The following is a 23,658-nucleotide window of genomic DNA, read 5'->3' as shown; positions in this document are numbered from 1 at the left end:
CATCAATGACACAAGGGCAAGCAGGGCCAGCGGCAGACGCATCAGTCCTCTTCCTCTTCCAGCTCGTCGATCAGGATGCGCTGGGCGGCTCCGTCGAGGTCCTCGAACTGGCCGCTGCGCATCGCCCAGAAGAACAGCGCAAGCCCGACGCCGCCCATCAGCAAAGCGACCGGGATCAGGATTGCAAGCACGCTCATCCTACAGCCCTCCCGGATCTTGCCAGGCGAAGCGAATTGGCGACGACCACAAGCGAACTGAGTGACATGGCTATGGCTGCGATCAGCGGTGTGACCAGCCCGGCCAGCGCGAGCGGAACAGCGAGGATGTTGTAGCCAATGGCGAAAGCAAAGTTTTGCCGCACAATTTGCATCGTCTGCCGCGCTGTGTGGACGGCCAGTGCAACCGGCATCAGTTTCTCGCCGACAAAAACGGCATCGGCTGCCTGCTGACTGGCGTCACTCGCAGTTCCGGGCGCGATCGAGGCATGAGCGGCAGCAAGGGCCGGGCCGTCATTCAGCCCGTCGCCCACCATCAGTGGTCGATGGCCGGTCTTGGTGAGACGGCTGAGAAACTCGAGCTTCGCCGCCGGGTCCATCGCACCCATGCCAGCGATGCCGAGCTGCGCCGCGATCGAAGCGACCGCACCGGACCGGTCACCAGAGATGATCGAGCCGTCGATCCCCATGGCGCCAAGCGCTGCCAGCGTCTCGGCAGCATCGCTGCGCAAGAGGTCGTTGAAAATTATCCGTTTCCGCTTGCTGCCGACCAAAAGATCGACCGCCATTGCCTGCGTGGCGCTGCCAGGCCGGACCAGCGCGACCGCAGTACCTCCGCACTCCGCCGCAACGCCCTGTCCGCTTTCTTCCCGGACCTGTTCGATTGCTGCGGGAGCAATCTTGCCTGCAAGCGATCGTGCGATACCGAGGCTGAGCGGATGACGGCTGGTTTGCGCGAGAGCCAGCGCGATCGATTTCTCCGCTTCGTCCAAGTCGGAGATATCCGCACGCGGCTCCCCCAGAGTCAGTGTGCCGGTCTTGTCGAACAGAGCGATATCGACTTCGGCCAGCCGCTCGAGTGCCGTTCCGTCTTTCACCAGCAGTCCGCGCCGGATCAGCGCGTTGCTCGCCACCACCTGTGCTGCCGGTACTGCAAGGCCGATGGCGCAGGGGCAGGTGATGATCAGCACGGCTATCGCTATGACCAGCGACTGGTACCACCCGGCGCCGGCAATCATCCATCCGGCAAAAGCCAGCGCGGCGAGCGTGTGTACGGCGGGTGCGTAGAGGCGTGATGCGCGATCGGCGATGCGGACATAGCGGCTACGCGACTGGCCCGCCTCGTCCATCAGGCGCGCGATTTCAGCGATTGCAGTGTCCTGCGCGACAGCAGAGATGCGAACCTTCAGCGGCTCAAGCAGATTGATCGACCCGGCATGGATGACTGCCCCAACCGAAACGGCTTCGGGCGCGCTTTCGCCGGTCAGCATCGAATTGTCGATCGCGCCGCTGCCCTGCTCGATCACACCGTCAGCCGCGAGCGCTTCTCCCGCAGCGACGAGCATCAGCATACCCGGTTCGAGTTGCTCGGCATCGATCCTGCGGGTTGATCCGTCGGGCTGGATCACGCTGCCACTGCGCCCCATCCGCCCGAGCAGCGCGCCGATACCCGCTCGGGTCTTGCCGCGCATCGCCGCGTCGAGTGTGCGTCCGGCCAACAGGAAAAACAGCAGCATCACTGCGCCATCGAAATAGGCATGCTCGCCGCCGGTCAGCGTTTCATAGAGGCTAAGCGCAGTCGCCAGCAGAACGCCAATGGAGATCGGAACATCCATGTTCGTCCGCCGATATCGCAGCGCCATCGCGGCGGACGCGAAGAAGGGCCGCCCGGAATAAGCTACCACAGGCAGCGCGATCAGCGCGGACAGCCAGTGAAACAGCTCGCGGGTCACGCCGCCAGCACCGGACCAGACGCTGACCGAAAGCAGCATGATATTCATCATGCCGAAGCCTGCGACCGCCAGCGCGCGCAGCAATTGACGGCTTTCGCGGTCATCGCTTGCTAGGGGATTGGCGCTGACTTCCTGCGCTTCGAAACCGAGCTGGTTGAGCGCTTCGATCAGCGCCGATTTTTCGGTCCTGGGATCATGGCGAACCGCCACCCGCTTGGCAGAAAAGTTGACGCGCGCAGACTCGACTCCGTCCAGTTCGCCTAGGCCGCGCTCGATTTTGGCGATACAGCCCGCACAGCGCATGCCCGGCACAGTGAAGCGCGTGTCGACCAGAACCTGGTGGTCGGTCGGCAGGTCTACCGGGACATTCATTCGATCCGCTCTTCGCCGAACCAGCTTTCATCGCCTGACTCGATGCGAAAGCGGATAATCCAGCGGCCTGCAGGGATTGCTTCGGTCGATTGGTAGGCCCCACCTGCGGTTGGTTCGAAGGCCAGACCAAGCCTTTCCCTGCTGCCCAGCGGGCGGCGCAGTTCGGCGGTCACCTGCGCCCCCGCTGGAACCTCTTGTGTGAACACGGCCAGTTTGCCGTCTCCCCGCCGCTGGCTCCGCGCCCGCCAGCCCAGCGCGCGGTCGCTCTCGGCCTGTTCGAGCCAACCGTTGAATTTCTGGCTCGCCACGTAGGAATTCTCGACCGTCACGCCGCCAAAGCCGCGCGTCGCCACTGTCGCCATGGCAATGTTGACCGCGAAAACGATGCCGAAGCCCACAATCAGGATGATCGCCATATGCCGTCCAGTGAATTCGCGGGTCATTCTGTGTCTCCGGGCGTGGCGAAGCGGATAGTACCGCTGTCTGTCTCGCGCTCTTCATCCAGTGTCGTGATGTGGAAGGTGATCTCGCGGCTGTTGGTGTCGGCCGGCGCTCGGACGTAGGCACGAACCGTCAGCGTCTGATCGGCGGCCACTTCAACCACTTGTGCGCGAGCGGCATCATCCGATCCGATCGTATCGGTCCACATGACCGCGCCTGACGGGCCATCGAGGGCGATTTCCATTGCGCGCGGATTGCTTTGCATATTGCGCAGTTTGAGCGTGTAGGAATTGCGGATCGATCCGTCGCTCATCAGCATGAAGGGCGGATTGCGGTCCTGCGACACGGAAATATCGGCATGAGTCCGGTTGCCGAGCGCGAACAGCAGGGCGAGACCGATGCCGCCCCAGATCAGCGAATAGGCGATCGTGCGCGGGCGCAGCAGTGTTTTCCAGACCGGGCGGGGCGGCTCGCCGGCAGCTTCGGCTTTGCAGTCTTCCAGCGTGGCGTAATCGATCAGCCCGCGCGGGCGGCCAATGTCGGCCATGACCTTGTCGCAGGCGTCGATACACAGGGCGCAGGTAATGCAACCGATTTGCGGACCCTCGCGGATATCGATCCCCGTGGGGCAAACCTGCACACATTGCATACAGTCGATGCAATCGCCGAACTCGCCGGGGGTCTTCCGGGCTTTCTTCAGACTGCCGCGCGGTTCGCCGCGCCAGTCCTTGTAGGTCACCAGCAGCGATTTTTCGTCCATCATGGCTGATTGTATGCGGGGCCAGGGGCACATGTAGACGCACACCTGTTCGCGCATGAAGCCGCCAAGCACGAAGGTCGTGAGCGTCAGGATCGCAACGGTGATATAAGCGACCGGCGCAGCCTGTCCGGTCCAGAAGTCGACTGTGAGCGTGGGCGCGTCGGCGAAATACATGATCCATGCCCCGCCGGTCCAGAAAGCGATGAAGAGGTAGATGGTCCATTTTGCACCGCGCCTTGCCACCTTGCCCCAGGTCCACGGCGCAGCGTCGAGCCGTGTTCGCGCGTTGCGATCACCATCGACAAAGCGGTCGACATGCTGAAACAGATCGGTCCACACCGTTTGCGGGCAGGCATAGCCGCACCACGCGCGCCCGACTGCGGTGGTTACCAGAAAGAGCCCGATTGCAGCCATGATGAGCAGCCCGGCGACGAAATAGAATTCATGCGGCCAGATCTCGATCCCGAACATGTAGAACCGCCGATTGGCAACGTCGATCAACACCGCCTGGTCGGGCGCATAGGGGCCGCGGTCCCACCTGATCCATGGCGTGATGTAATAGACTGCCAGAGTGGCCACCATGACCGCCCATTTGAAGCGGCGAAACGGGCCGTCGATCCGCTTGTTGTGAACCGTCTGATTTGCCTCGTATAGCTTGGCCGGGCCCGGACTGCCTGCGATATCAGGGCTGTTCATCGACCTGCGTTTCCGGGTCCTGCGCGACCTCGATGAAATCCTCGCCGCCGCCCAGCGAGTGGACATAGGCCGCGAGCATCTTGATCGTCACCGGGTCGAGCCGCTTCTGCCAACTCGGCATCATGCCCATGCGGGGGTTGAGGATTTGCTGCATGACCTGTTCCCGGCTGGAGCCATACAGCCAGATTGCGTCCGACAGGTTGGGGGAACCCTGCGCGCGGTCGCCTTCGCCGTTCGCGCCGTGGCAGACAGCGCATTGAGCCGCGTAAACTTCCGCCCCTGCCGGATTGGCCTTGGCCTTGCCGCTCAGCGAGAGGACGTGATCCGTCACCGCGCCAAGCTGAGCAGCGTCCAGCAGGCCTTCGAACGCCGGCATGGCACCGGTCCGTGTGCCTTCGGTTCCTTGCTCGCGAATGCCGTGTACCAGCGTGTACTCGATTGCCCGCAGGTCGCCGCCCCAGAGCCAGTCGTCATCGCTGAGGTTGGGATAACCGAGCGTCTGGCTGCCTGCCGCACCGGAGCCGTGACACTGGACGCAATTGACCTTGAAAGCGGCCGCGCCACCGGCGACTGCGCGCTGCATCAGCACGCTGTCATCCGGCAGCCGCTCGATCGGAACGCGCGCGAGCTGTTCGCGGAAAGTCGTCTGCGCCTGATCGGCGACGCTCATTTCCTGCGCCAGCTGGCCGCGGCTGGTCCAGCCAAGCACACCCTCGGTGCCTTTCTCGATCATCGGCCATGCCGGGTAGAGAACCACATAGACGATCGCCCAGATGATGGTCGCGTAGAAGGTCAGCACCCACCAGCGCGGCATCGGCGTATCGAGCTCCTCGATGCCGTCCCATTCATGGCCGACAAACTCGGTGCCTGTGGCCTGGTCGACGCGCTTGCTGTCCGGGCGTTCATTCGCCATCGTCTTGTCCTTCGAAAATCGAATTGGCAGCTGCCTGGTTGTGATCCTTCGCGCCGGGCCGGAACGGCCACAGGCAAAACGTCAGGAAAAGCAGGAACATCACCAGCAGGAACCAGCTGTCCGCGAAGTGGCGCAGAGTTTCGTACACGCTCACCGGCCTTTCTCCTCGGCCAGTTCTTCCTGCGCCGCTGCGCTGTTCACATCCACCAGAGTGCCGAGCATCTGCAGATAGGCGACCAGCGCATCCATCTCGGTCAGCCGTCCGGGGTCACCGTCGAAATCGCGCACCTGAGCTTTGGGATAGCGCGACTGGAGATCCTTCGCGTTGCCGAAGGCTTCCGCTTGCAGCGCGAGATCGCTTTCAGCCTGCTTAACCTGCGTATCGGAGTAGGGCACGCCCACTGTGCGGAGCGTGCGCATGGTTTCGGCCGGGTCCGGCACCTTGAGGTCGGTCTCCGCGAGGAACCTGTATGACGGCATGATGCTTTGCGGCACCACGCTTTGCGGGTCCTTCAGGTGCTGGACATGCCATGCGTCCGAATAGCGGCCGCCGACCCGTGCAAGGTCCGGTCCCGTGCGTTTCGAACCCCATTGGAACGGGTGGTCGTACATTGACTCCGCAGCCAGGCTGTAGTGGCCATAGCGCTCGACCTCGTCGCGGAACGGACGGATCATCTGGCTGTGACACGAATAGCAGCCTTCGCGGATGTAGATGTCCCGCCCCGCCTGTTCGAGCGGCGTGTAGGGACGCATCCCGTCAACCTTCTCGATCGTGTTGTCGATCCAGAACAGCGGCGCAATTTCCACGATGCCGCCGATGGCCACAGTGACGAGGGTGGCGACCGCCAGCAAGGTCACATTGCGTTCGAGCCGCTTGTGACCCTTTGGCTTGTCCTCGGCGGCGTTTGTCGTGTCGACGTGTTCGGTCATTGTCGGCAGTTCCTATTCGGCGGGTACGGCTGCGGGCACGGCTGCGGGCAGCGGGCGATCCGCTTGCGCATCATGCGGGGTTTCAGTCATCGGGGCTTCGTCGCGCAGCCTGCCAGCCAGCGTCATCGCTATGTTGTAGGTCATGATAATCGCGCCCGAGAGGTAAAGCAGGCCGCCGAACGCGCGGGCGACATACATCGGGAACATCGCGTCCATTGTGTCGGCGAATGACCAGATCAGGTAGCCGTCAGGCCCGTATTCGCGCCACATCAGGCCCTGGGTCACTCCGGCAACCCACATGCTCGCGGCGTAAAATACGATGCCGAGCGTCGCGAGCCAGAAGTGCCAGTTGATCATCCGCAGCGAGTACATCCGCTCGCGCTTCCACAGTCGCGGGACAAGAAAGTACAGCGCGGCAAAAGTGATCATGCCGTTCCAGCCGAGCGCGCCGGAGTGGACGTGGCCGATCGTCCAGTCGGTATAGTGGCTGAGGCTGTTCACCGCCTTGATCGACAGCATCGGCCCTTCGAATGTGCTCATCCCGTAGAACGCGAGCGCCATCACCATCATGCGGATTATCGGGTCGGTGCGGATCTTGTCCCATGCGCCGTTCAGCGTCATCAGGCCGTTGATCATCCCGCCCCAGCTCGGCATCCACAGGATGATGGAGAACACCATGCCCAATGTCTGCGCCCAGTCGGGCAGGGCGGTGTAGTGCAAATGGTGCGGCCCGGCCCAGATGTAGAGAAAGATCAGCGACCAGAAGTGAATGATCGACAGGCGGTAGGAATAGACCGGCCGTTCCGCTTGCTTGGGCACGAAGTAATACATCATCGCAAGGAAACCGGCAGTCAGGAAAAAGCCCACCGCATTGTGGCCGTACCACCACTGAGTCAGCGCATCCTGCACGCCCGACCACACGCCGTAGCTCTTGGCGCCGAGCAGGCTCACCGGCACAGCCAGATTGTTGACGATGTGGAGCATCGCAACGGTTACGATGAATGCGAGGAAGAACCAGTTCGCCACATAGATATGCGGCTCTTTGCGTTTAACGATGGTGCCCATGAAGACGATGAAATAGGCCACCCAGACGATCGTCAGCCACAGGTCTACATACCATTCCGGCTCGGCATATTCCTTCGACTGAGTGATGCCGAGCAGGTATCCGGTCGCCGCCAGCAAGATGAACATCTGGTAGCCCCAGAATACGAACCGCGCGAGCGAGGGGAAGGCAAGCTGCGTGCGGCAGGTTCGCTGGACGATGTAGAAACTCGTCGCGATCAACGCATTGCCGCCGAACGCGAAGATGACTGCAGACGTGTGTAGCGGACGAAGCCGTCCGAAATTGAACCAGGGTTCGATGTTCAGCTGCGGAAACGCCATTTGCAGCGCGATAAACAGCCCCGCGAGAAAGCCTGCCATGCCCCAGAATGTGGTGGCGAGGACGCCCCAGCGGACCGGGTCGTCATCATATTTGTCGGGTCCGTCCGGCATGCGAAAGAATGATCTGCCGCTGCTCAGCGGGTCAAACCTGGCCGCCGACACGAGCACCAGCAGGAACGCGACCGCAGCCACAATCGTAGCGTGCGCGGCAAAACCGCTGTCCTTGGCCGCGACAATCGCGACGATCGCGAGGAACATCAACGCGAACCAGAGTCCGATTCGGCCCAGTGCTGCTTCCGCTTGCATGAAAATCTCCGTTGGTTTCCTGCCGCCTATGCGGCTGCGTCCGGGCAGACATTGACTCAGATCAAATTGGAGAAATTCTCACGCGGCTATGGAGAAATTGCCCGAACGCGCTACCAGGCCGGCTATGTCGAGCAGCCGGACTTCCGACCTGCCGGAGGTGGCGATCAGCCCCATTTGCCGTAGATCGGTGAACTGGCGGCTCACGGTTTCAGTCGTCAGACCGAGGCTGTCGGCAATGTCGCGGCGCGACATCGGCAGGCTCAGGACGCATGCTCCGCGCTCGATCGAGCCGATTCTGCGGGCCGTTGCGATGAGGAAGGACGCGATCCTTTCCTGCGCCGTCTTGCGGCCGAGCAGGACCGCCTTTTCACGGCACCGCCAAAGAGCATGGAGCGCGCGCCGCGCCACTTCGCCCAGAGTAACCGGTTCAGTGTGAGCAATCTGCATGAACTCGAGCGACGGGAAGACAAGGATATCGCAATCGGTCAGCGCCCGCAGCGTATAACCATGTGGCCCGCGGGCCGGAATGGAGACAAGATCGTCGGCGAAATGAAAAGCGACCACTTGCTCACGTCCGCCGGAAGCTTCGGCAACCAGCTTGGTTGCACCCGATGCCAGAAAGACAAACCGGTCGGCGAGATCCATATTTGGAACGGTCTCGCCTGCATTGATCTGGCGGTATGCTGCCAGCGACTGGAAGCGCAGGTAGGCAGAATCGGAGACCTTGCCTGACAGCATTGCGGCGCCGAACCGCTCGAACGATTGCGCTTCACCGGCGCATTTTTCCGTTTGTGTTGCCATGACGGGCTATCTGGCCTTTTGCGCGTCCAGCGTCTTTGACTCAGGTCAATGATCCTGCCCCGCAATCGCCCCAAAGGGGTTCAGCAGCGAAGCAAGAATCCTGGGCCGCGCAGTGCGGCCGCTGTTTCGCCAGGGAAAAACCAATGAACACCAAGATCCTGATGCTCGCGGCCGGCGCGTGTGCCGTGGCCACGGTACCTGCGCAGGCTGCCGAGCGCGAAGGTTCGGTCCAGGTCAAGGCATTCGTCACCGGTGTCCTGCCGGATGGCAAGATCAAGACTGTCGAAGTGGATACGATCGGTCTACCGGCGAATACTCAGACCAGAGCCAACGACAATGTGGTCCCGACGATTGCGATCGAGTATTTCGTGAGCGACAATTTCTCGATCGAGACGATCTGCTGCCTGACTCAGCACGATGTCGACGGCACGACCGGATTGCCCGGGGCCGAGCTGGTCGCTGACGCGAAGCTGATCCCGGCCACGGTGACGGCCAAATATCATTTCGATGCCGGTCCGGTGAAGCCGTATGTCGGGGCGGGTCCGGCCTATTTCATGTTCATCGACGACGAGCCCGGTGCGGCAACGATCCCGCTCGGCGTGACCGATTTCAGCCTGTCGGATGAATTCGGCTTTGCGTTGCAGGCCGGCTTCGATGCCGAGCTCAACGACAGCGGTCTGGGGATCAGTGTGGATGCCAAACGGTATTTCGTCGACACGACCGCACGTTGGTTTGCTGGCAATACAATTGCCATCCAGACGGAGCACCAGCTCGATCCGTGGGTCGTCAGCGCGGGTCTTTCTTACCGTTTCTAGCGCCACGACCCCTCCGGGGCTGGAAACGCACGTCGGGGCGGGGCATTGGATGACAATGTCCCGCCTCGTTCATTTTGTCGGCTTTCGCGATGACCGGTATTGGAATGCGCTGCGGATCTTCGGTCCGCCCGATATGATCCACCGCGACTGGGATCGGTATGCGGCAGACGATGTCGCGCCAGACGATCTGGTTGTATTCGCAATCGGTGACGCGAACCAGAAACCGCGCAGCTTCACAGTGGAAGCTGCGCGGTCGCGGGCGAACCGGCGGCCCGCTAGCGCTTTCGATTGAGTGGATGTCAGATCAGAAGCGGAATTCGCCGGTGATGAAGAAACGCTGCGGATCGCCGTAGAAACCGGTCAGCGTGCCTTCGAGGCCGAGGGTAGATGCAAAAGGCTGACCGTTGGTCCCGCCAGCGACAAAGTTGTATCCTGAAACGATGTACCGTTCGTCGGTCAGGTTCTTGCCATGCACCCCGACCGACCAGCGATCATCGGCAGCCGTGTAGACAATGCTGGCATCGAGCAGGACAAATCCATCCTGGTCGAGGAACGCGTTGGGCGTTTCGAACTGGCTTGCGTCGGAACGCAGCGAGACTGAGCCGAGGAAGTCGATGAAGCCGCTGCCAATCGGCAGGCCAAGATCAAATCCCGTGTTGACCGTCCATTCAGGAGTGTTCTGGAACACCCGCTGGTCTGCCACATCATTGCCGAAAGCATCGATGAACCGGTTGTATTGAGCATCGACATAACCGAGCGCCCAGTTGACATCAAAGCGGCTTCCCATGCCGGCGAAATCCCTGCCAACCAGAGCATTGCCTTCGAACTCGAACCCGTTGACATCAGCCGAGCCGGCGTTGGAGGTAATGCCGATGAAGGTCTCGTTCACGCCGTCATTGTTCGCGTCGATGCCGACCGAACCTGGGATCTGGATGTCGGAGTAATCGCCCTTGAAGATGGCGAATGCGACGTTCAGCCGGTTGTCGAGGAGCGAGGCTTTCCAGCCCAGTTCATAGCTGTCGACTGTCTCCGGCGCGAAGCGCAGGAATTGGAACTGGTCGTCGAAATCGATGTCACCATCGCCATCAAGATCGGGCGCTGCGGTGGTTTGCCCACGCGGATCGAAGCCACCGCCCTTGAAGCCCTTTGAATAGGTGAAATAGATATTGTGGTTCTCATCGGGCCTGAAGCTGATCGAAGCGCGCGGGGTGAATTCCTCGAAGGTCTCACTGCCATCGAAATCGGATGTGACAGCAATCGGGATCGCGCCCGTGGCGAACAGGTCCGAATAGCCACCAATAAAAGTGGTGCGCAGCACGCGGCTGCTCCGTTTGTCCCACGTGTAGCGGCCGCCGAGCGACAGGCTCAGCTGGTCGGTGATATCGTAGGTGAAATCGCCGAAGACGGAGTATGTCTCCGTGTCGACATCGCCCAGTGTCTGCGCATTCAGGCCAGGCAGATTGATCAGCGCTCCGGTGGTGAACAGGGCCACATCGAATGCGGTGAACGCGCTCGCGTCAAGATAATAGACTCCGAGGACACCCTTCAGGCGGTCGCCGTCGTACAATAGCTGGAATTCCTGGCTGAACTGGTCGTTCTCATAGATTGCCGGGACATCGAGGTCGGCAGCCGGAAGGCTGTCGAAATCGATCGGGCTGGTCGACTTGTCCTCGCGGTAGCCAGTGATCGACTTGAGCGTGATGGTATCGGACACATCGAGCGCGATCTGCAGCGCGCCGCCATAGGCCTCCACTTCCTGATCAACGACGTTGAGTCCGGCCCGCGTGTCATAAACGTCATCGAGTACCGGAGCCCCGGTGAACAGACCCGGTATAAGGCGAGAACCTTGCCGCGCCTCTGAATTGTCCTTCACATAATCGCCGGACAGACGGACAAAGATCGGTCCGTTGTCGAATTCGATCGTGCCGCGTGCGGCCCAGACATCCTTGTTGTAATTCTCTACCCCGGGCAGGTTCAAATTGTCGCCGAAACCGCCGCGCGAAAGGCGCGCGCCGCTCGCGCCGATGCGCAGGCTGTCGGTCAGCGGTGTGGAGGCCGTCACGACCAGATCGGCCTGGTCGTAGCTGCCGTAAGTCCCGCGAACCTTGAGTGTGGTTGCATCGGGCAGGCGGGCGGTCACATACTTGATCGCGCCGCCAATGGTGTTGCGCCCGTAAAGCGTGCCCTGCGGACCTCGCAGCACTTCGATCCGTTCGACATCGTAGATATCCAGGACAGCGGCTTGCGGGCGATTGAGATAGACATCGTCGACATACAGCCCGACGCCGGCTTCGAAACCGGCGACCGGATCTTGTTGTCCGACCCCGCGAATAAAGGCGGTGAGAGTGGTGTTGGTGCCGCGGCTCACCTCCAGTGTGAGATTGGGCACTTTCTGGCCGATTTCCGTCAATTCCAGCGTGCCCGACTTGGCAAGCTGCTGCCCGTTAATGGCAGTTATGGACAGGGGTACATCGGTGATGCGTTCTTCACGGCGGCGCGCTGTGACGATGATCGGACCATCTGAATTGCCGCTTTCGGCAGCGATGTCTGCGCCAGCATCCTGTGCCATCGCCGGGGTAGCAGTAATTGCAAGAGCGGCGCTGCCAACGAGCAAGCTGGCGGCGAATCGGCGTTCAAATCTGGCCATTGTTCTTCTCCCTGAATCCATGATTGCTCGCCGTGTTATTGAAAGTTGAACCGACTTTCAAGTTGGATCTTGTGCAGGACGGGATTGGCGCTTACTTAGGGGGTATGGGACGGGGCTCGAAGATCGAACAGGCAGGGATGCAGCAGGCTTCTGGCGAAAAAACTCCGCGCACGGAGCGTGGGCGCCGTACCCTGCGCAAGCTTCTGGACGCTGCCGCCAGTGAATTCGGCGAGAAAGGGTTTCACGAAGCTTCGATCAGCGGCATCACTCGCAGGGCCGGTGTCGCCCTTGGCACATTTTACACCTATTTTGATTCGAAGGACGCGATCTTTCGCGGGCTCGTAAAAGATATGAGCGATGCCGTGAAGCAAGCTGCCGGCGAAGCTGTGCGCGAGCCCATGAGCGCGCTTGAGGTGGAGCGTCAGGCGCTGGCCGCTTTTCTGCGCTTCGCCAGCGAACACAAGGAAGTCTATCGCATCATCGACGAGGCGGAATTCGTCGACCCGGCCAGTTACCGCGCGCATTATGAAAACACTGCCGCACGCATCCTCGAACGCCTGAAAGCGGGCGCCGACAAAGGCGAGTTGCGGTCAGACCTGCACGAGGCGCAGGCCTGGGCAATCATGGGTATGAATGTATTCCTTGGCCTGCGCTACGCCATCTGGGGCTCGGGCGACTGCGACGCAGACGAAATCGCCCGGCAGGCGAACCTGCTTATTGGTGAGGGTCTCTCGAAAAACTAAGCAATGGTGGGCGCGGCATGGCTGATAAATCAGCTTCCGAGCTTCCGAATAGGGTAAGCGCGGCACGTTCTGCCGTGTACGACATTATCACGCAAGCAAAGGGTGATATTGCTCTTGCTTGAATGAGCGGCACATACGCCGGTGCGCTGACGAAATGCTTGAAACCGACCAGCAGTTTCGCTCGAAAACGGATAGGGGTCACTAGTCATTTCTCTGGAAATCCATCATGATTACTCCTTTTTATATGGCAGAGCGGACAGATGGGCATGAGCACAAAGTAGTCAACTAAAAAATTTCTTTTAGAGATCTTGACTCCTATGTAACCGTTAAGCGTTATTTATAGAGCACTCAAAAACGGTGTGCGATAGGAGTAGAAATGGCAAGAAAATCCCCAACAAAGGGAGCCAAGAGCGTAACTGAGGCAAATATTGCTGGAAGTGAGCTTGACGGCATCGTAAGCATCGAAGCGCCCGAGGTTCTCGACGAAGTGGTGGGAGGAGACCCCTATGGTCCTCCCAACGCGCCGCCGCCGCCGCCGCCTCCACCTCCGCCTTGGACGTATCCTGGCGAACCGCCCATACCGGCTTCTCCGGCGTTCGGACCTTTTCCGGCATCGAGGGATCTCTGAGTTGGAAGCCTGTCGGCTGACCAAGGGCTTGGCCCATTGTCAGTCGCAAGTTCCTTGAAGCATTCCGGCAAGGCAATGGGGCAATTTGAACCCCACGCCTTGCCGGAATGACTTTGCACTTTTCAAATACCAGGCAGCTTTGGCTGCACTTATGCGGCAGGACTTGCACAATGGGAATTAGAGAACGCGCTGCAATCAGTCGTCGAGTTGAAAAAAGAATTGCGGCCCATGAAAATGTGGTTGTATTCGGGCGCAGTGGCCTCGAAATCTACCTCGTGAAAGATTTCATCAAGCCCGACGAACGTGAATATTTGAAGGCCTTGATCAAGGGCAAGCTCGAGCGTTCCAAAACCATGGGCGATCAATTTCCGGCGATTTCGGAATTTCGTACGAGCTCAACCTCGAACATGGATGAGCACGATGAGGTGGTAAAAGCGATAGATGCCCGCATAGCCGATCTCATGGGGATCGAGGCTATCAATGGCGAGCTGACGCAAGGCCAGCATTATGCCGAGGGCCAGACGTTCCGGGCTCACTGCGATTTCATGCACGAGAGTCAGTCGCACTGGAAAATTGCGCGCCGCGAAGGCGGTCAGCGCGTCTGGACTGCGATGGCATATCTCGATGACGAGATGGAGGGCGGGGACACAAAGTTCGTCCGAGCCGGGTTCAGCATCAGGCCGGTAGCAGGCATGCTTGTTCTGTGGGCCAACATGAACAGAGATGGCCTGCCCAACTGGTTGACGTTGCACGAAGGAATTCCTGTCGCGAAGGGAGAGAAGACCATCATCACCAAGTGGTATCGGGAACGACGATGGGCGCGCGCGCCGCAGGAAAAGTCCAAGTCCAAGGGCAGCAAGGAAGCTGCGTGATTTCCAATCGCCGGATCGTCAGGTAGTTTTCCGGTTCGACGTCGCAATGGCTGGAGTGGTGGTTTGATATTCAGAGCTTTTGTGGTGCTTGGTTGCCTTGGCCTGTTCGGCGTTGGCGGTGCCACTTCACTCTTAGCGCATAGCGAGACCAATGTGGTCTCTTCGGATGCCGAATCGCCTGTCGATTCAGAGTCGGTTGTGTCCGGGCAGCTGGCCAATGGGCTGAGCTATGTCGTCGTCCGGCGACGCAGCGCCGCTCGTCAGGATTCTTCACGTGTTGCCATTCGAATGCATGTCAAAGGAGGCTGGCAGGCCGAACGACCCGGAGAGAACGGCCTTGTCCACTTGATCGAACACCTACCACGCGAAGCGAATGGCATGATGTCGCCCGACGAAGTCATCGCATTTCGTGATCAGGCCACGGTAGTGCGTGAATGGGGTGCCTTTACATCGCCTTATGCGAGCGAGTATTTTCTGACCACGCAGACCAATGATGTCGCCGCAATCGCCAACGCCCTGCGATACTTCCGCGGGATCGTAGACGGAATGCGAATTTCCGCAGAGCCTGTGGACCAGCAACGGCAGACTGTCATCAACGAGATGGCTGGAAGGCTGCCTCAAGCGATGAGGCTGCACGAGCGCGCTCGCGAGCTTGCCCCCGGCTCCGAATGGGATGTCTCGCGCGGATACGATTCTTCGGATGTAGCTTCCGCCAGCGTCGAGACAATCGAGGCGCTATACGCCCGGATTTACCGGCCGGAAAATGTGACCATTGTGATTGTTGGCGATGTCGATGCAGCCGAAACAAATGCAATCCTGCGTTCGACACTGGGGATGTGGTCGCCACCCGATCAAAATGTCCCGACTGCGATGCATCTTGATAACAACAAAGGTCACAGGCCAGCCGCTGTTGCCACGCTCTATACAGCCGATGCCGATGCTTCCGGGCCTCCGACGGTGCTTGCAAGTCTTCGCCTCGAAAAGCCGAAACTTTCAACAGGCACTTTGACATCTTCACACCTAGAAACCGCTATGCTCGACAGAGTTATTGCTCTGATTCTGTCTCACCGGCTTGATCTGCAAGCGCTGGAGACCGGTGTGGGCAGCGCCAAGTTCACGATTGACGACACCGCCCCGAGCAGCCGCGTTCTTATTTGGCAGGCGGATCCTGCAAAAGGAAAATGGCACTCTGCGCTCTCCATCCTTTTGGATCAAGTTGCAGCGGCACAAGCGGGCGCCTTCAGTGAGCGAGAGCTGGCCATCGCAAAGCGCGTAATCCTGAGGGACATCAGCGACCGGACCGATCAAGCTTTGTTCTACAGCAACAGCCGAGTCTCTGCGAGCATCGGAGAGGCCCTGACGAAAGGATTTGAACTGCAGTCCGAACAAGACCGTTTCATGCAACAACGTCGCATTCTGGCTGACATGACTCTCGACCGATTGAACGCAATTTGGCGCGACCAAGTGCCTCAAGCACCGTTTCAAACAAGAGTTGAAGGGGCTGCGGATCAGTGGACATCGACCCCGTCAAGCGAACTGGCAAAGTTCGTCAAAGCCTATGAGCCGAGGCCGCTTGGGGTATCTGGCGATAGCGAGGCCGATCCAGTGCGACGACAATTGGGTGGTACGCCCGGGGCGATCGTATCAGACCTGCGATCTGCAGAGGGGATCCGCAGCGTGACCTTTGCCAACGGCTCCATATTGCGCCTTATCGATCGCAAGCATCAGGGCAAATACCTTGAGATAGCCATCTATGCGAATGCGCCTGAGCCACGCGCAAGGCTGTCGCATTGCGATGCTCTGGTCCTGCCCCATTTCGTGCAGGCTGGAGGGACTAGTTCTCGATCGGAATGGGCGATCCGCGATGAACTTTGGGGCAAGGACATCCGCAATTTCCCGTTCGAAGCTACGGCGTTCGGCATACGAACTGGCGCGTCGGTGCGAACCGAGGATGCCTCTGTGGCACTGCGAAACCTGTACGCGTTCGTATCTGATCCCGGCTTTCGCGAGGCCGGTGACGTAGTGGCGAGCCGTCGCGCCGGAGATGCCCTTCGCGAGCAAGCGAAAAACCCTTTGAGGGCCGTCGTTGCGGCTCTTGAAAGCCGCCTGACACCCGGCACTCAGGTCGATGGCGCTGCGATGGTAGAGCGGTGCGTCAGCGCCGGAACGATGGCCCGCGCCTCCACACTTTTGCACCCGATCCTCACCCGGGGACATATCGATGCTGCGATCGCCGGCAGTATGGATGAAGACTCAATCATTGCGTTGTTCGCCTCGACCTTTGGTCAGGAAGACCGTGACGAGAATAATTACACCCCGCCTGATCCACCTGATGACACCGATATGCCTGTCATCACGGTCGATTTGCCGCCTGCTTCAGGAGGTCAGGAAATCGTAGGAGCGGTTTGGGCCATGGATGAGCCCGCTGACGCGCATGGGCGCGCAAAACAAGAGCTTTTCACGGCCCTGTTCGCGCGCATGATCTACATTGACCTGGTCGAACAGGGAACAAGCTATTCACCGCAGGTCGAGCGCGTCCAACGCGTTGACGGATATCGGCAACCGATCCTCGCCGCAGCGGTCACGGCTCCACGCGGGCAGGCAGCGGATGTGGCAGCGGCGATCGACGAGGTTGGCAAGAAATTGGCTGAGTCTGGTCCTGACCTGCAGCTTCTGGAGACAATCCGCGCCATGATGATCAATGGCATAGCGGGATCATACAATCAGGACCGAGCCTGGGCCTATCAGGCTGCCGAGCTTTCACAACGCCCGAATATCATCCGCATATGGCGCGGCGTCGAAACCCAGATGCAGACCATAACAGCCGACGAAATCGGAGATCTGGCACGCGAGACCTTCGCTCGTCCTCTTGCGCATACGCGCCCCGTCCAGCTCGCTAATTGACAACCAGGAACTGATACAATGAGAGTATACGGAGATTACGCTGATACGGGTCACGCGCATATCAAGCAGCTGCTGGATGAGAATGTAGTCCGGGCCATCCTCAATGATATAAAGAGGGATTGCGCACCAAGTGATATCAAGATCAATGAACCCAATCGCCACGCGGTCATCCTGAAGCGCAAGTCTTTCGAGGTATACGGACCATCTTACACGCCACTGAAGTTTCTTCTGTGGGGCCTTACGCCGGTGATGGAAAAGCTCATCAAGGTTCCGTTGGAGCCGACCTACAGTTTCTTCCGGATCTACCGGAAAGGAGACATCTGCCGGGTCCACTCTGACCGCGATGCCTGCGAGCATAGCTTGTCCCTGACATTGGGCTACAGCGACGACGCAATTTGGCCCTTCCATGTCAGCAAGGAACTATCCCCTGAAGTTCCTGCCCCTACCGACGATTTTGGTGATACGCCCTATGCGGATTTCGCTATGGAGCCTGGCGATGCCGTCATGTATCGGGGCATCGAGGCCAACCATGCCCGGATATATCCCAACCCCAACGAATGGTCGGCGCACATTTTCTTGCATTGGGTCGAACGCCACGGCCAATTCGCCGACGAAGCATTCGAGTGCGGGAGCTCTACCGAGCCGGTCGACTTCGTATTCGCCTGAAGACAGGAAGAACTCTATTCTTTCTGAACGTCCGGCAGGGGTTCGAACTGCCCGCCTTTCAACAGCAATATCCGTTCAGCCTGATCGATAGTCTCCTTGCGGTGAGCAACGATTATCCGGGTGATACCCAGCTTCTTGATCGCCTCGTTGACTGCTTTCTCATGCTTCAGATCGAGATGCGCGGTCCCTTCGTCCATAATCAGTATGCGGGGCTGGCGATATAAGGCACGCGCAAGCAGTACGCGCTGCTTCTGCCCTCCAGACAAAGTCGAGCCCATGTCGCCGACAAGGGTCTGATACTGCATCGGCATGTTTACTATGTCGGTGTGGATAGAAGCTGCGCGGGCCGCGCGAACCACTCGTTCCATGTCGAAATCTTCATCGAAAAGCGCGATATTGTCACACAGTGGGCCTGCGAAGAGCGTGTCTTCCTGTAGCACGGATGCGATCTGTCGATGATAACTCTTGTGCCCAAACCGGTCTAGCGGCAGGCCGTCGACCAACACTTCCCCGCTTTCCGGCTCGACCAATCCCAGCATCAGCTTGACGAGCGTGGATTTCCCTCCCCCCGATGGCCCGGTAATCGCTACGAATTCGTTCTGTTCGATCTTCAGATTCAAACCATCAAGAAGCAAAGGATCGGTGGGCGAATACCGATAGAAGACATCGCGCAGTTCGATCCGGCCTTTAAGCTCGGTTTGGCGCTCAAGGCTGGGGCCGAAGCTCTTGTCTTCATCAGACAAGGCAATGTCCGACAACCGCTCGAGATGCAGACTCAGCATTCGAAACGCTATCGCGCTGTCTATCAGAGCAGCACTTTTCTGAATGAATTGCCCTTTGTAGGCCATGTAGGCGAACACCATCCCGATGCTGAAGCCGCTTCCCTCGATTACGAAACTGATCGCGAAATATATTGTCGCAATGTTCTCCAACCCGAAGATCAACGTATTGGCAGTGCTTTGCCAGATGCTGATCCGTGCCCTGCGAATATCTGCATTCGTCGCATCTGTAAGCTTGGTTTGCCAAAAGGCGTGGCGCAGGGTTTCCCGGCCGAACAAGCGCAGCGTAGTCATCCCGCGAAGCGTTTCGATCAGCGCCGTCTGTTCCTTCCCCCGCGTGATGATCGAAGCTTCCTGTGCTTCGCGTTCGAACGAGTAGGAAACGGCGCGCACGATTCCGTAAAGAGCAAAAGCGATGATCGCGATAATCGCCAAAAGCACACTGTACCAGAACATCAGCGCTAGTGTGAAAATCGCCAGCATGCCGTCGACGATGGCTGCGACAGTGCCTTGCGTGAGCATGGTCTGGATTGGAGCAGTTGACTGAAAACGCGAAAGGATGTCGCCGGTATGACGTCTCTCGAACCAGTCTATGGGCAGACGAAACAGGCGCCGGGCTATATTTGCACTAAGCGTGAATCCGAGCGTCGTACCTGCAACCAGGACCACGAAAGAGCGCAGCAGCGAAGCTCCGGCATTCAGGATCATGAAGAGGCCGAATCCGATTGCGAGGACTGTGAGCAAATCCAGATCGAGCGCAGGCAACGCACTATCGATTGCAACCTGCATATAATAGGGTGCAGCGAGGACATAGGCTTGCAGCACAATCGTCAGCACCAGAACTTGCGCCAAAGCACGCTTCAGCCCTGACATACGGCGCCACAGCTGCGAGAGCTTGAGCCGTTCACGTTGCGTGCCAATTTCGAAATTGTCGCTCGGCCGAAGTTCAAGCGCGACGCCGGTGAAGTGTTGCGACACCTCTTCCAGCGGCATGCTGATAGAGCGACCGTCGGGATTGTGGATCAGCGCCCGAACGCTTTTGGCCCCGCGCGTTACTCGCTCCAGAACCACGTAATGGTTCATGTCCCAGTGCAGAATGCACGGCATCTGGAGGTTCTGCAGCTCCTCCAGCGGCAGCTTCACGGCTCGCGGAGTAAGGCCCATCTTGTCGGCGATCGCCATGAGCGAGCGCATGGTAGTGCCGCGCAAGGACGGAGCAAACCGGCGCCGCATGCACCCTAGATCGATATCAAGCCCGTGAGAATTGGCGACCATCGCCAGCGAAGCGAGGCCGCATTCGGCGATCTCTGTCTGGCGCACGAGGCGCACACGAGTGCCGGTGAAGAAACCCAAATCCAGCATCTCTGGGAGCTCTCTACCGCCGCCCTACTGCGTAGAGCGGTTCGAACAGCCATTCGATCAAGGATTGCTTTTCCGTGACGATGCGGGCCGACAGCGTCATTCCTGATACCAGCGGCTCCTTGCGGCCAAACGCCGTGATCGTTTCGGCATCCAGTTTCACGCGAACCGGATAGAATGAAACCACGGCACCGTTCGCGCCTTTTTGATTCAGCGCGCTTTGCGCAACTGTGAGCACTTCACCTTTCGCGGTTCCGAACCGCTGATAGGGGAAGGCGTCAATCGCGAGACTGACTTCCTGACCCTCTTTGACAAATCCTATCGCTGAGCTGGGAACAGCCAGCTCCGCTTGCAGCTCCGCTCCTGAAGGAATGATCGCCATGAGAGGACTTTGCGGATCAGCCGATTGTCCGGCGCGAGCAGTAATGGCGGTAACTCTGCCGCCGATCGGAGCTCGAATACCGTAGGAACGCGCCCCGGCAGTGCTGGCTGCCTGTTGCCCGACTTGCGCCCGCGTCGCAGCCAGATTGGCTCCCGCTACTCGGCCTTGCGCTGCGATCTGTGTGAGTGACCGTTTCGATTCAGACAGCGCTGCCCGCTGTGCCGCGAGCGCCTGGTTTAGCTGCGAAAGGCCCTGCTGGCGCGTCAGCAACGTTTCTTCGCGGATTTGCAGGTCACGCGCACTGATAAACCCGCGCTCTGCCACCTCCAGCGCCCGATCGAAGTCTTCGCGGGCTGTTTTCACCAGATTCGCCTGCAGCACAATCTGCGAGCGGATCTGGTCTATCTGCGCCATGTACCCACTTTGCTGGGCTATCAACTGGCTTTGTTGAGCTGCAGCCACCGCGCTGGCGGCGTCCATTTGCGAGGCAAGGCTTGCGTCCTGAAGTGCAATTGCCCGGGCGACCTGCTCTGCCGAAGAAGCGGATCCGTCACTGTCCTCTTCAGTCCGGATCGTGGCAAGCAAATCACCGGCCTGAACTTCTTCTCCTTCAGTTACGGCAAGCTCAATCACGACACCGCTGCGCGCAGGCACAATTGTTGACACGCCTTTATCAGGAGTCAGCGCGCCGGTAGCAGTTTCGGTCCGGGAATAGTTGGCGAGGGAAAGAAAAATGATTGCTGTGCACAGCCCTGCAAGAAAAAGGTAGCTGATAGCCCCCCACGACAGGGGAACCGCTATGATCACATCGCCCGACAGTCTATCGCGTGATTTTTCCAAGACCTCAGAGCGGAACATTTACTGAGGAAACCTCCTATTGTGCGTCGTCAGAAAATCTTGAACTTATTGCAGAATAATATTCTGTGGAATTGTGCCTAACCAGTTTGCCTTGTTTAAGCTGGTAGCCAGGGATGAGGCAAGCACGGATATTTGAAATTTTTAAGATTTGGCCTTCGGCAGCACCCCATTTTGGATTCAACTTCACCGAACTAAGTGCGGCCAACTCTTACAAAGTGGATCTTGTCGCTGCCTGCACTTAGACTTTGGCAGGCACTGTCGACTCTTTCGAAAAGCTCGGTCGGAGCAGCAAGTGATGGGCCAAGCTGTGGTGCGGTGGCCCTGATCCGCGGCGCCTACGCCCTTGCGGATCGCCCTATCGCGGCATGAATGTTTTCCATCTCTTCTAAGTCATTGAAAAGATGGTGGGCGCGGCAAGGATTGAACTTGCGACCCCACCCGTGTGAAGGGTGTGCTCTACCACTGAGCTACGCGCCCGCCTTTCAGGGAACTTGGGTCAATCCCGGCCCCGGCAGGGGCGCGCCTGTGCCACGCCCCTGAACGAATGACAAGATTCGATTCAGTCTGCGAACAGGCTTGCGAGTTTGGCCAGCCAGCCTTGCTCGCTCGCCGCACTTGCTTCGGCACGCGGCTGGATCGGGCATTCGAGGCAGTAGACCTGCATTCCGCGAACCGACAGCAATCGGGCGACATCGCTTTCCACCTGCCCGAGCGCGACCTGCTGCTGGCGAGCAACCATCGCGAACAAATCGCCGCCGCCCGACCGGGTACGGGCCTGGCTATCATCGGTCAGCAGGCTGGCGAGCAGCGTGTTGTATCCGCCAATTTCGTTGCCGAGATATTGCGCGTGCCAGTCACCGTCTTCGAGGCCAGCCTTATTGGCCGCCCAAGCGAGCGCGTCTTCGATGCCGCCATACTGATCGACCAGGCCGATCTGGCGCGCAGTTCCGCCATCCCACACGCGCCCCTGACCGATTTCGTCAATCTGCGATTTGCTCATCTTGCGCGATTGCGCAACGCGGGTGAGAAACTGGTCATAGCCATTTTCGATTGAGGATTGCAGGATTGCGTCGACTTCGGGCGTGAAGCCGGAAATGATGTCGGGCTGGCCCGATAGCGGCGTCGTGCGAACGCCATCACCGCTCACACCCCACTCGGCTGCTGCGCGTTCGAAGGTCGGGATGACCGCAAAGATTCCGATCGATCCGGTGATGGTCTCAGGCTCTGCGAAGATGCGATCAGCCGGGGTCGAAACCCAGTATCCCCCGCTCGCTGCAACATTGGCCATCGATACCACAACAGGAATCTTCTTCGCCTTGTGGCGCAAAATGGCCTGTCGGATATCTTCCGATGCGGTCACGGAACCGCCCGGCGAATCCACTCTCACGACCAGTGCCTTGAAGTCTTCGTCCAGTGCCTCGTCGAGCAGTTTGGCGATGCGTTCACCGCCTGCAGTGCCGGGGCCGGCATCGCCATCGACAATCTCGCCGGCGATGGTCACGACGCCAATGGCATCGCCCGGCGTGTCAGGCGCCACATCCGCAAGCCACGGATCGAGTTCTGTAAAGGCGAAGGCGCCGGGCAGATCGTCCCACCGGTCCTCGCCAGCGATTTCAGCCACGCGCTTGCCGAAGGCAACGCGGTCGCCCAGCTTGTCCACCAATCCGCCTTCAAGCGCGGCTTCGGCAAGGTTGCCCTGTGCGCTTTCGACCCATTCGACCGGTTGCTTGGTCACCCGGTCCAGCTCTAGCTTGGGGCGGGCCTTTTTCACATTGGCCTGCCACTCTTCCCACAGAGAGCCATAGAGCTGCTCGTAATTTTCGCGTGCTTCCGGCGACATGGAGTCGCGGGAATAGGGCTCCACTGCGGACTTGTAGGTGCCGACCTTGTAGACGCGCGCATTGACGTTGAGATTATCCAGCAAGGAGGCGTAATAGAGGCGCGAACCGCCGGGACCGGTGATTACGGCACCGCCCATTGGATCGACCCAGACCTCGCTGGCATGGGCCGCAAGATGCATCGCATCATCGCCATAGGCCAATGCATGCGAGAGGACCGGCTTGTCAGCTGCGCGCACTCTGTCGAGTGCTTCGCCAACGGCTTGCAAATGGACCTGCCCACCGCCCATGAAACCGCTCAGGTCCAGAACGACGGCTTTTATCCGGTCATCTCCGGCAGCCATGTCGATAGCGTGGACCAAATCGCGGACCTGATACTCGCCGACTGGCTGCTGGCCGGTCAACAACGTGTTCAACGGATCGACGATGGATTTCTCTTCCACCACGATGCCGTTGAGTTCGAGCAGCAATGCGCCGTCACGCACCTGTGCCGGGCTGGGGCGCGCGGTGAGGATCGCAAACAGGAGGGCGAAGAACAGCAACAGAAAGACAAGGCTCAGCCCGTCCTTGATGCCAACCAGAAGTTTCCAGACCTTGCCTGCAAATGCCATCGATAG

The 23,658-nt window shown here is 59.4% G+C and carries 19 protein-coding genes and 1 tRNA gene; 6 read left to right on the top strand and 14 right to left on the bottom strand.

Translation table 11 applies throughout. The features are described from left to right. Window positions 1-41 precede the first annotated feature (41 nt). The 9 genes from ccoS to E0502_RS02710 form a co-directional block, all read right to left on the bottom strand. Window positions 42-197, bottom strand: coding sequence for a cbb3-type cytochrome oxidase assembly protein CcoS (gene ccoS, locus E0502_RS02750; RefSeq protein ID WP_137676437.1), 156 nt, complete (start codon window positions 195-197; stop codon window positions 42-44). Beyond that, entirely contained in the window at window positions 194-2,320 is a 2,127-nt protein-coding gene (locus E0502_RS02745) for a heavy metal translocating P-type ATPase (RefSeq protein WP_137676436.1), read from the bottom strand. Before E0502_RS02745 ends, ccoS begins: the two co-directional genes overlap by 4 nt. Further along, window positions 2,317-2,763 carry a FixH family protein gene (locus E0502_RS02740; protein WP_137676435.1) on the bottom strand — a complete coding sequence of 149 codons (447 nt, stop codon included), beginning with the start codon at window positions 2,761-2,763 and terminating at the stop codon, window positions 2,317-2,319. Before E0502_RS02740 ends, E0502_RS02745 begins: the two co-directional genes overlap by 4 nt. Continuing rightward, window positions 2,760-4,217: a cytochrome c oxidase accessory protein CcoG gene (gene ccoG, locus E0502_RS02735; protein ID WP_137676434.1), complete on the bottom strand. Its 1,458-nt coding sequence runs from the start codon at window positions 4,215-4,217 to the stop codon at window positions 2,760-2,762. The genes E0502_RS02740 and ccoG overlap by 4 nt, the downstream gene beginning before the upstream one ends. Continuing rightward, complete coding sequence (ccoP, locus tag E0502_RS02730) at window positions 4,204-5,130, bottom strand: cytochrome-c oxidase, cbb3-type subunit III (RefSeq protein ID WP_137676433.1); 927 nt, start codon at window positions 5,128-5,130, stop codon at window positions 4,204-4,206. The genes ccoG and ccoP overlap by 14 nt, the downstream gene beginning before the upstream one ends. Continuing rightward, entirely contained in the window at window positions 5,120-5,284 is a 165-nt protein-coding gene (locus E0502_RS02725) for a cbb3-type cytochrome c oxidase subunit 3 (RefSeq protein ID WP_137676432.1), read from the bottom strand. Before E0502_RS02725 ends, ccoP begins: the two co-directional genes overlap by 11 nt. After that, on the bottom strand, window positions 5,281-6,060 hold the full coding sequence (gene ccoO, locus E0502_RS02720; protein WP_137676431.1) for a cytochrome-c oxidase, cbb3-type subunit II: 780 nt from the start codon (window positions 6,058-6,060) through the stop codon (window positions 5,281-5,283). Before ccoO ends, E0502_RS02725 begins: the two co-directional genes overlap by 4 nt. A 12-nt stretch (window positions 6,061-6,072) precedes the next feature. Next, complete coding sequence (gene ccoN / locus E0502_RS02715; protein ID WP_137676430.1) at window positions 6,073-7,749, bottom strand: cytochrome-c oxidase, cbb3-type subunit I; 1,677 nt, start codon at window positions 7,747-7,749, stop codon at window positions 6,073-6,075. 78 nt (window positions 7,750-7,827) lie between these two features. After that, complete coding sequence (locus E0502_RS02710) at window positions 7,828-8,550, bottom strand: Crp/Fnr family transcriptional regulator (RefSeq protein WP_137676429.1); 723 nt, start codon at window positions 8,548-8,550, stop codon at window positions 7,828-7,830. A 143-nt stretch (window positions 8,551-8,693) separates the two neighbouring features. Between E0502_RS02710 and E0502_RS02705 the strand changes: the two genes are divergently transcribed. Both E0502_RS02705 and E0502_RS02700 read left to right on the top strand, forming a co-directional pair. Next, window positions 8,694-9,365, top strand: coding sequence for an OmpW/AlkL family protein (locus tag E0502_RS02705; protein WP_137676428.1), 672 nt, complete (start codon window positions 8,694-8,696; stop codon window positions 9,363-9,365). A gap of 55 nt (window positions 9,366-9,420) precedes the next feature. Next, entirely contained in the window at window positions 9,421-9,657 is a 237-nt protein-coding gene (locus tag E0502_RS02700; protein ID WP_192895944.1) for a hypothetical protein, read from the top strand. Between the two features lie 12 nt (window positions 9,658-9,669). On the opposite strand, the gene E0502_RS02695 is transcribed toward E0502_RS02700, so the two are convergent. Beyond that, window positions 9,670-12,012, bottom strand: coding sequence for a TonB-dependent receptor (locus tag E0502_RS02695; protein ID WP_137676426.1), 2,343 nt, complete (start codon window positions 12,010-12,012; stop codon window positions 9,670-9,672). A gap of 104 nt (window positions 12,013-12,116) precedes the next feature. Between E0502_RS02695 and E0502_RS02690 the strand changes: the two genes are divergently transcribed. From E0502_RS02690 to E0502_RS02675, 4 genes are all read left to right on the top strand, one after another. Beyond that, a complete protein-coding gene (locus tag E0502_RS02690; protein ID WP_137676425.1) occupies window positions 12,117-12,755 on the top strand; it encodes a TetR/AcrR family transcriptional regulator in 639 nt (212 codons plus the stop codon). 735 nt (window positions 12,756-13,490) lie between these two features. Continuing rightward, entirely contained in the window at window positions 13,491-14,255 is a 765-nt protein-coding gene (locus E0502_RS02685; RefSeq protein ID WP_137676424.1) for a 2OG-Fe(II) oxygenase, read from the top strand. Window positions 14,256-14,543: 288 nt separating this feature from the next. Beyond that, window positions 14,544-17,159, top strand: a complete 2,616-nt coding sequence (locus E0502_RS02680; protein WP_137676423.1) for a M16 family metallopeptidase — start codon at window positions 14,544-14,546, stop codon at window positions 17,157-17,159. 18 nt (window positions 17,160-17,177) lie between these two features. Further along, entirely contained in the window at window positions 17,178-17,825 is a 648-nt protein-coding gene (locus tag E0502_RS02675) for a hypothetical protein (RefSeq protein ID WP_137676422.1), read from the top strand. A 14-nt stretch (window positions 17,826-17,839) separates the two neighbouring features. Here E0502_RS02675 and E0502_RS02670 read toward each other — a convergent pair whose 3' ends face one another. From E0502_RS02670 to sppA, 4 genes are all read right to left on the bottom strand, one after another. Beyond that, window positions 17,840-19,966, bottom strand: coding sequence for a peptidase domain-containing ABC transporter (locus E0502_RS02670; RefSeq protein ID WP_137676421.1), 2,127 nt, complete (start codon window positions 19,964-19,966; stop codon window positions 17,840-17,842). A gap of 13 nt (window positions 19,967-19,979) precedes the next feature. After that, entirely contained in the window at window positions 19,980-20,999 is a 1,020-nt protein-coding gene (locus tag E0502_RS02665; RefSeq protein WP_240048830.1) for an HlyD family secretion protein, read from the bottom strand. 606 nt (window positions 21,000-21,605) lie between these two features. Beyond that, a tRNA-Val gene (locus tag E0502_RS02660) sits at window positions 21,606-21,680 on the bottom strand. An 82-nt stretch (window positions 21,681-21,762) separates the two neighbouring features. Further along, window positions 21,763-23,652, bottom strand: a complete 1,890-nt coding sequence (sppA, locus tag E0502_RS02655; RefSeq protein WP_137676419.1) for a signal peptide peptidase SppA — start codon at window positions 23,650-23,652, stop codon at window positions 21,763-21,765. Window positions 23,653-23,658 lie beyond the last annotated feature (6 nt).

This window comes from Parerythrobacter lutipelagi (genome assembly GCF_005434975.1).
In the GTDB taxonomy this organism is placed as follows: domain Bacteria; phylum Pseudomonadota; class Alphaproteobacteria; order Sphingomonadales; family Sphingomonadaceae; genus Parerythrobacter_A; species Parerythrobacter_A lutipelagi.
This window is presented reverse-complemented; position numbering and strand designations above follow the sequence as displayed.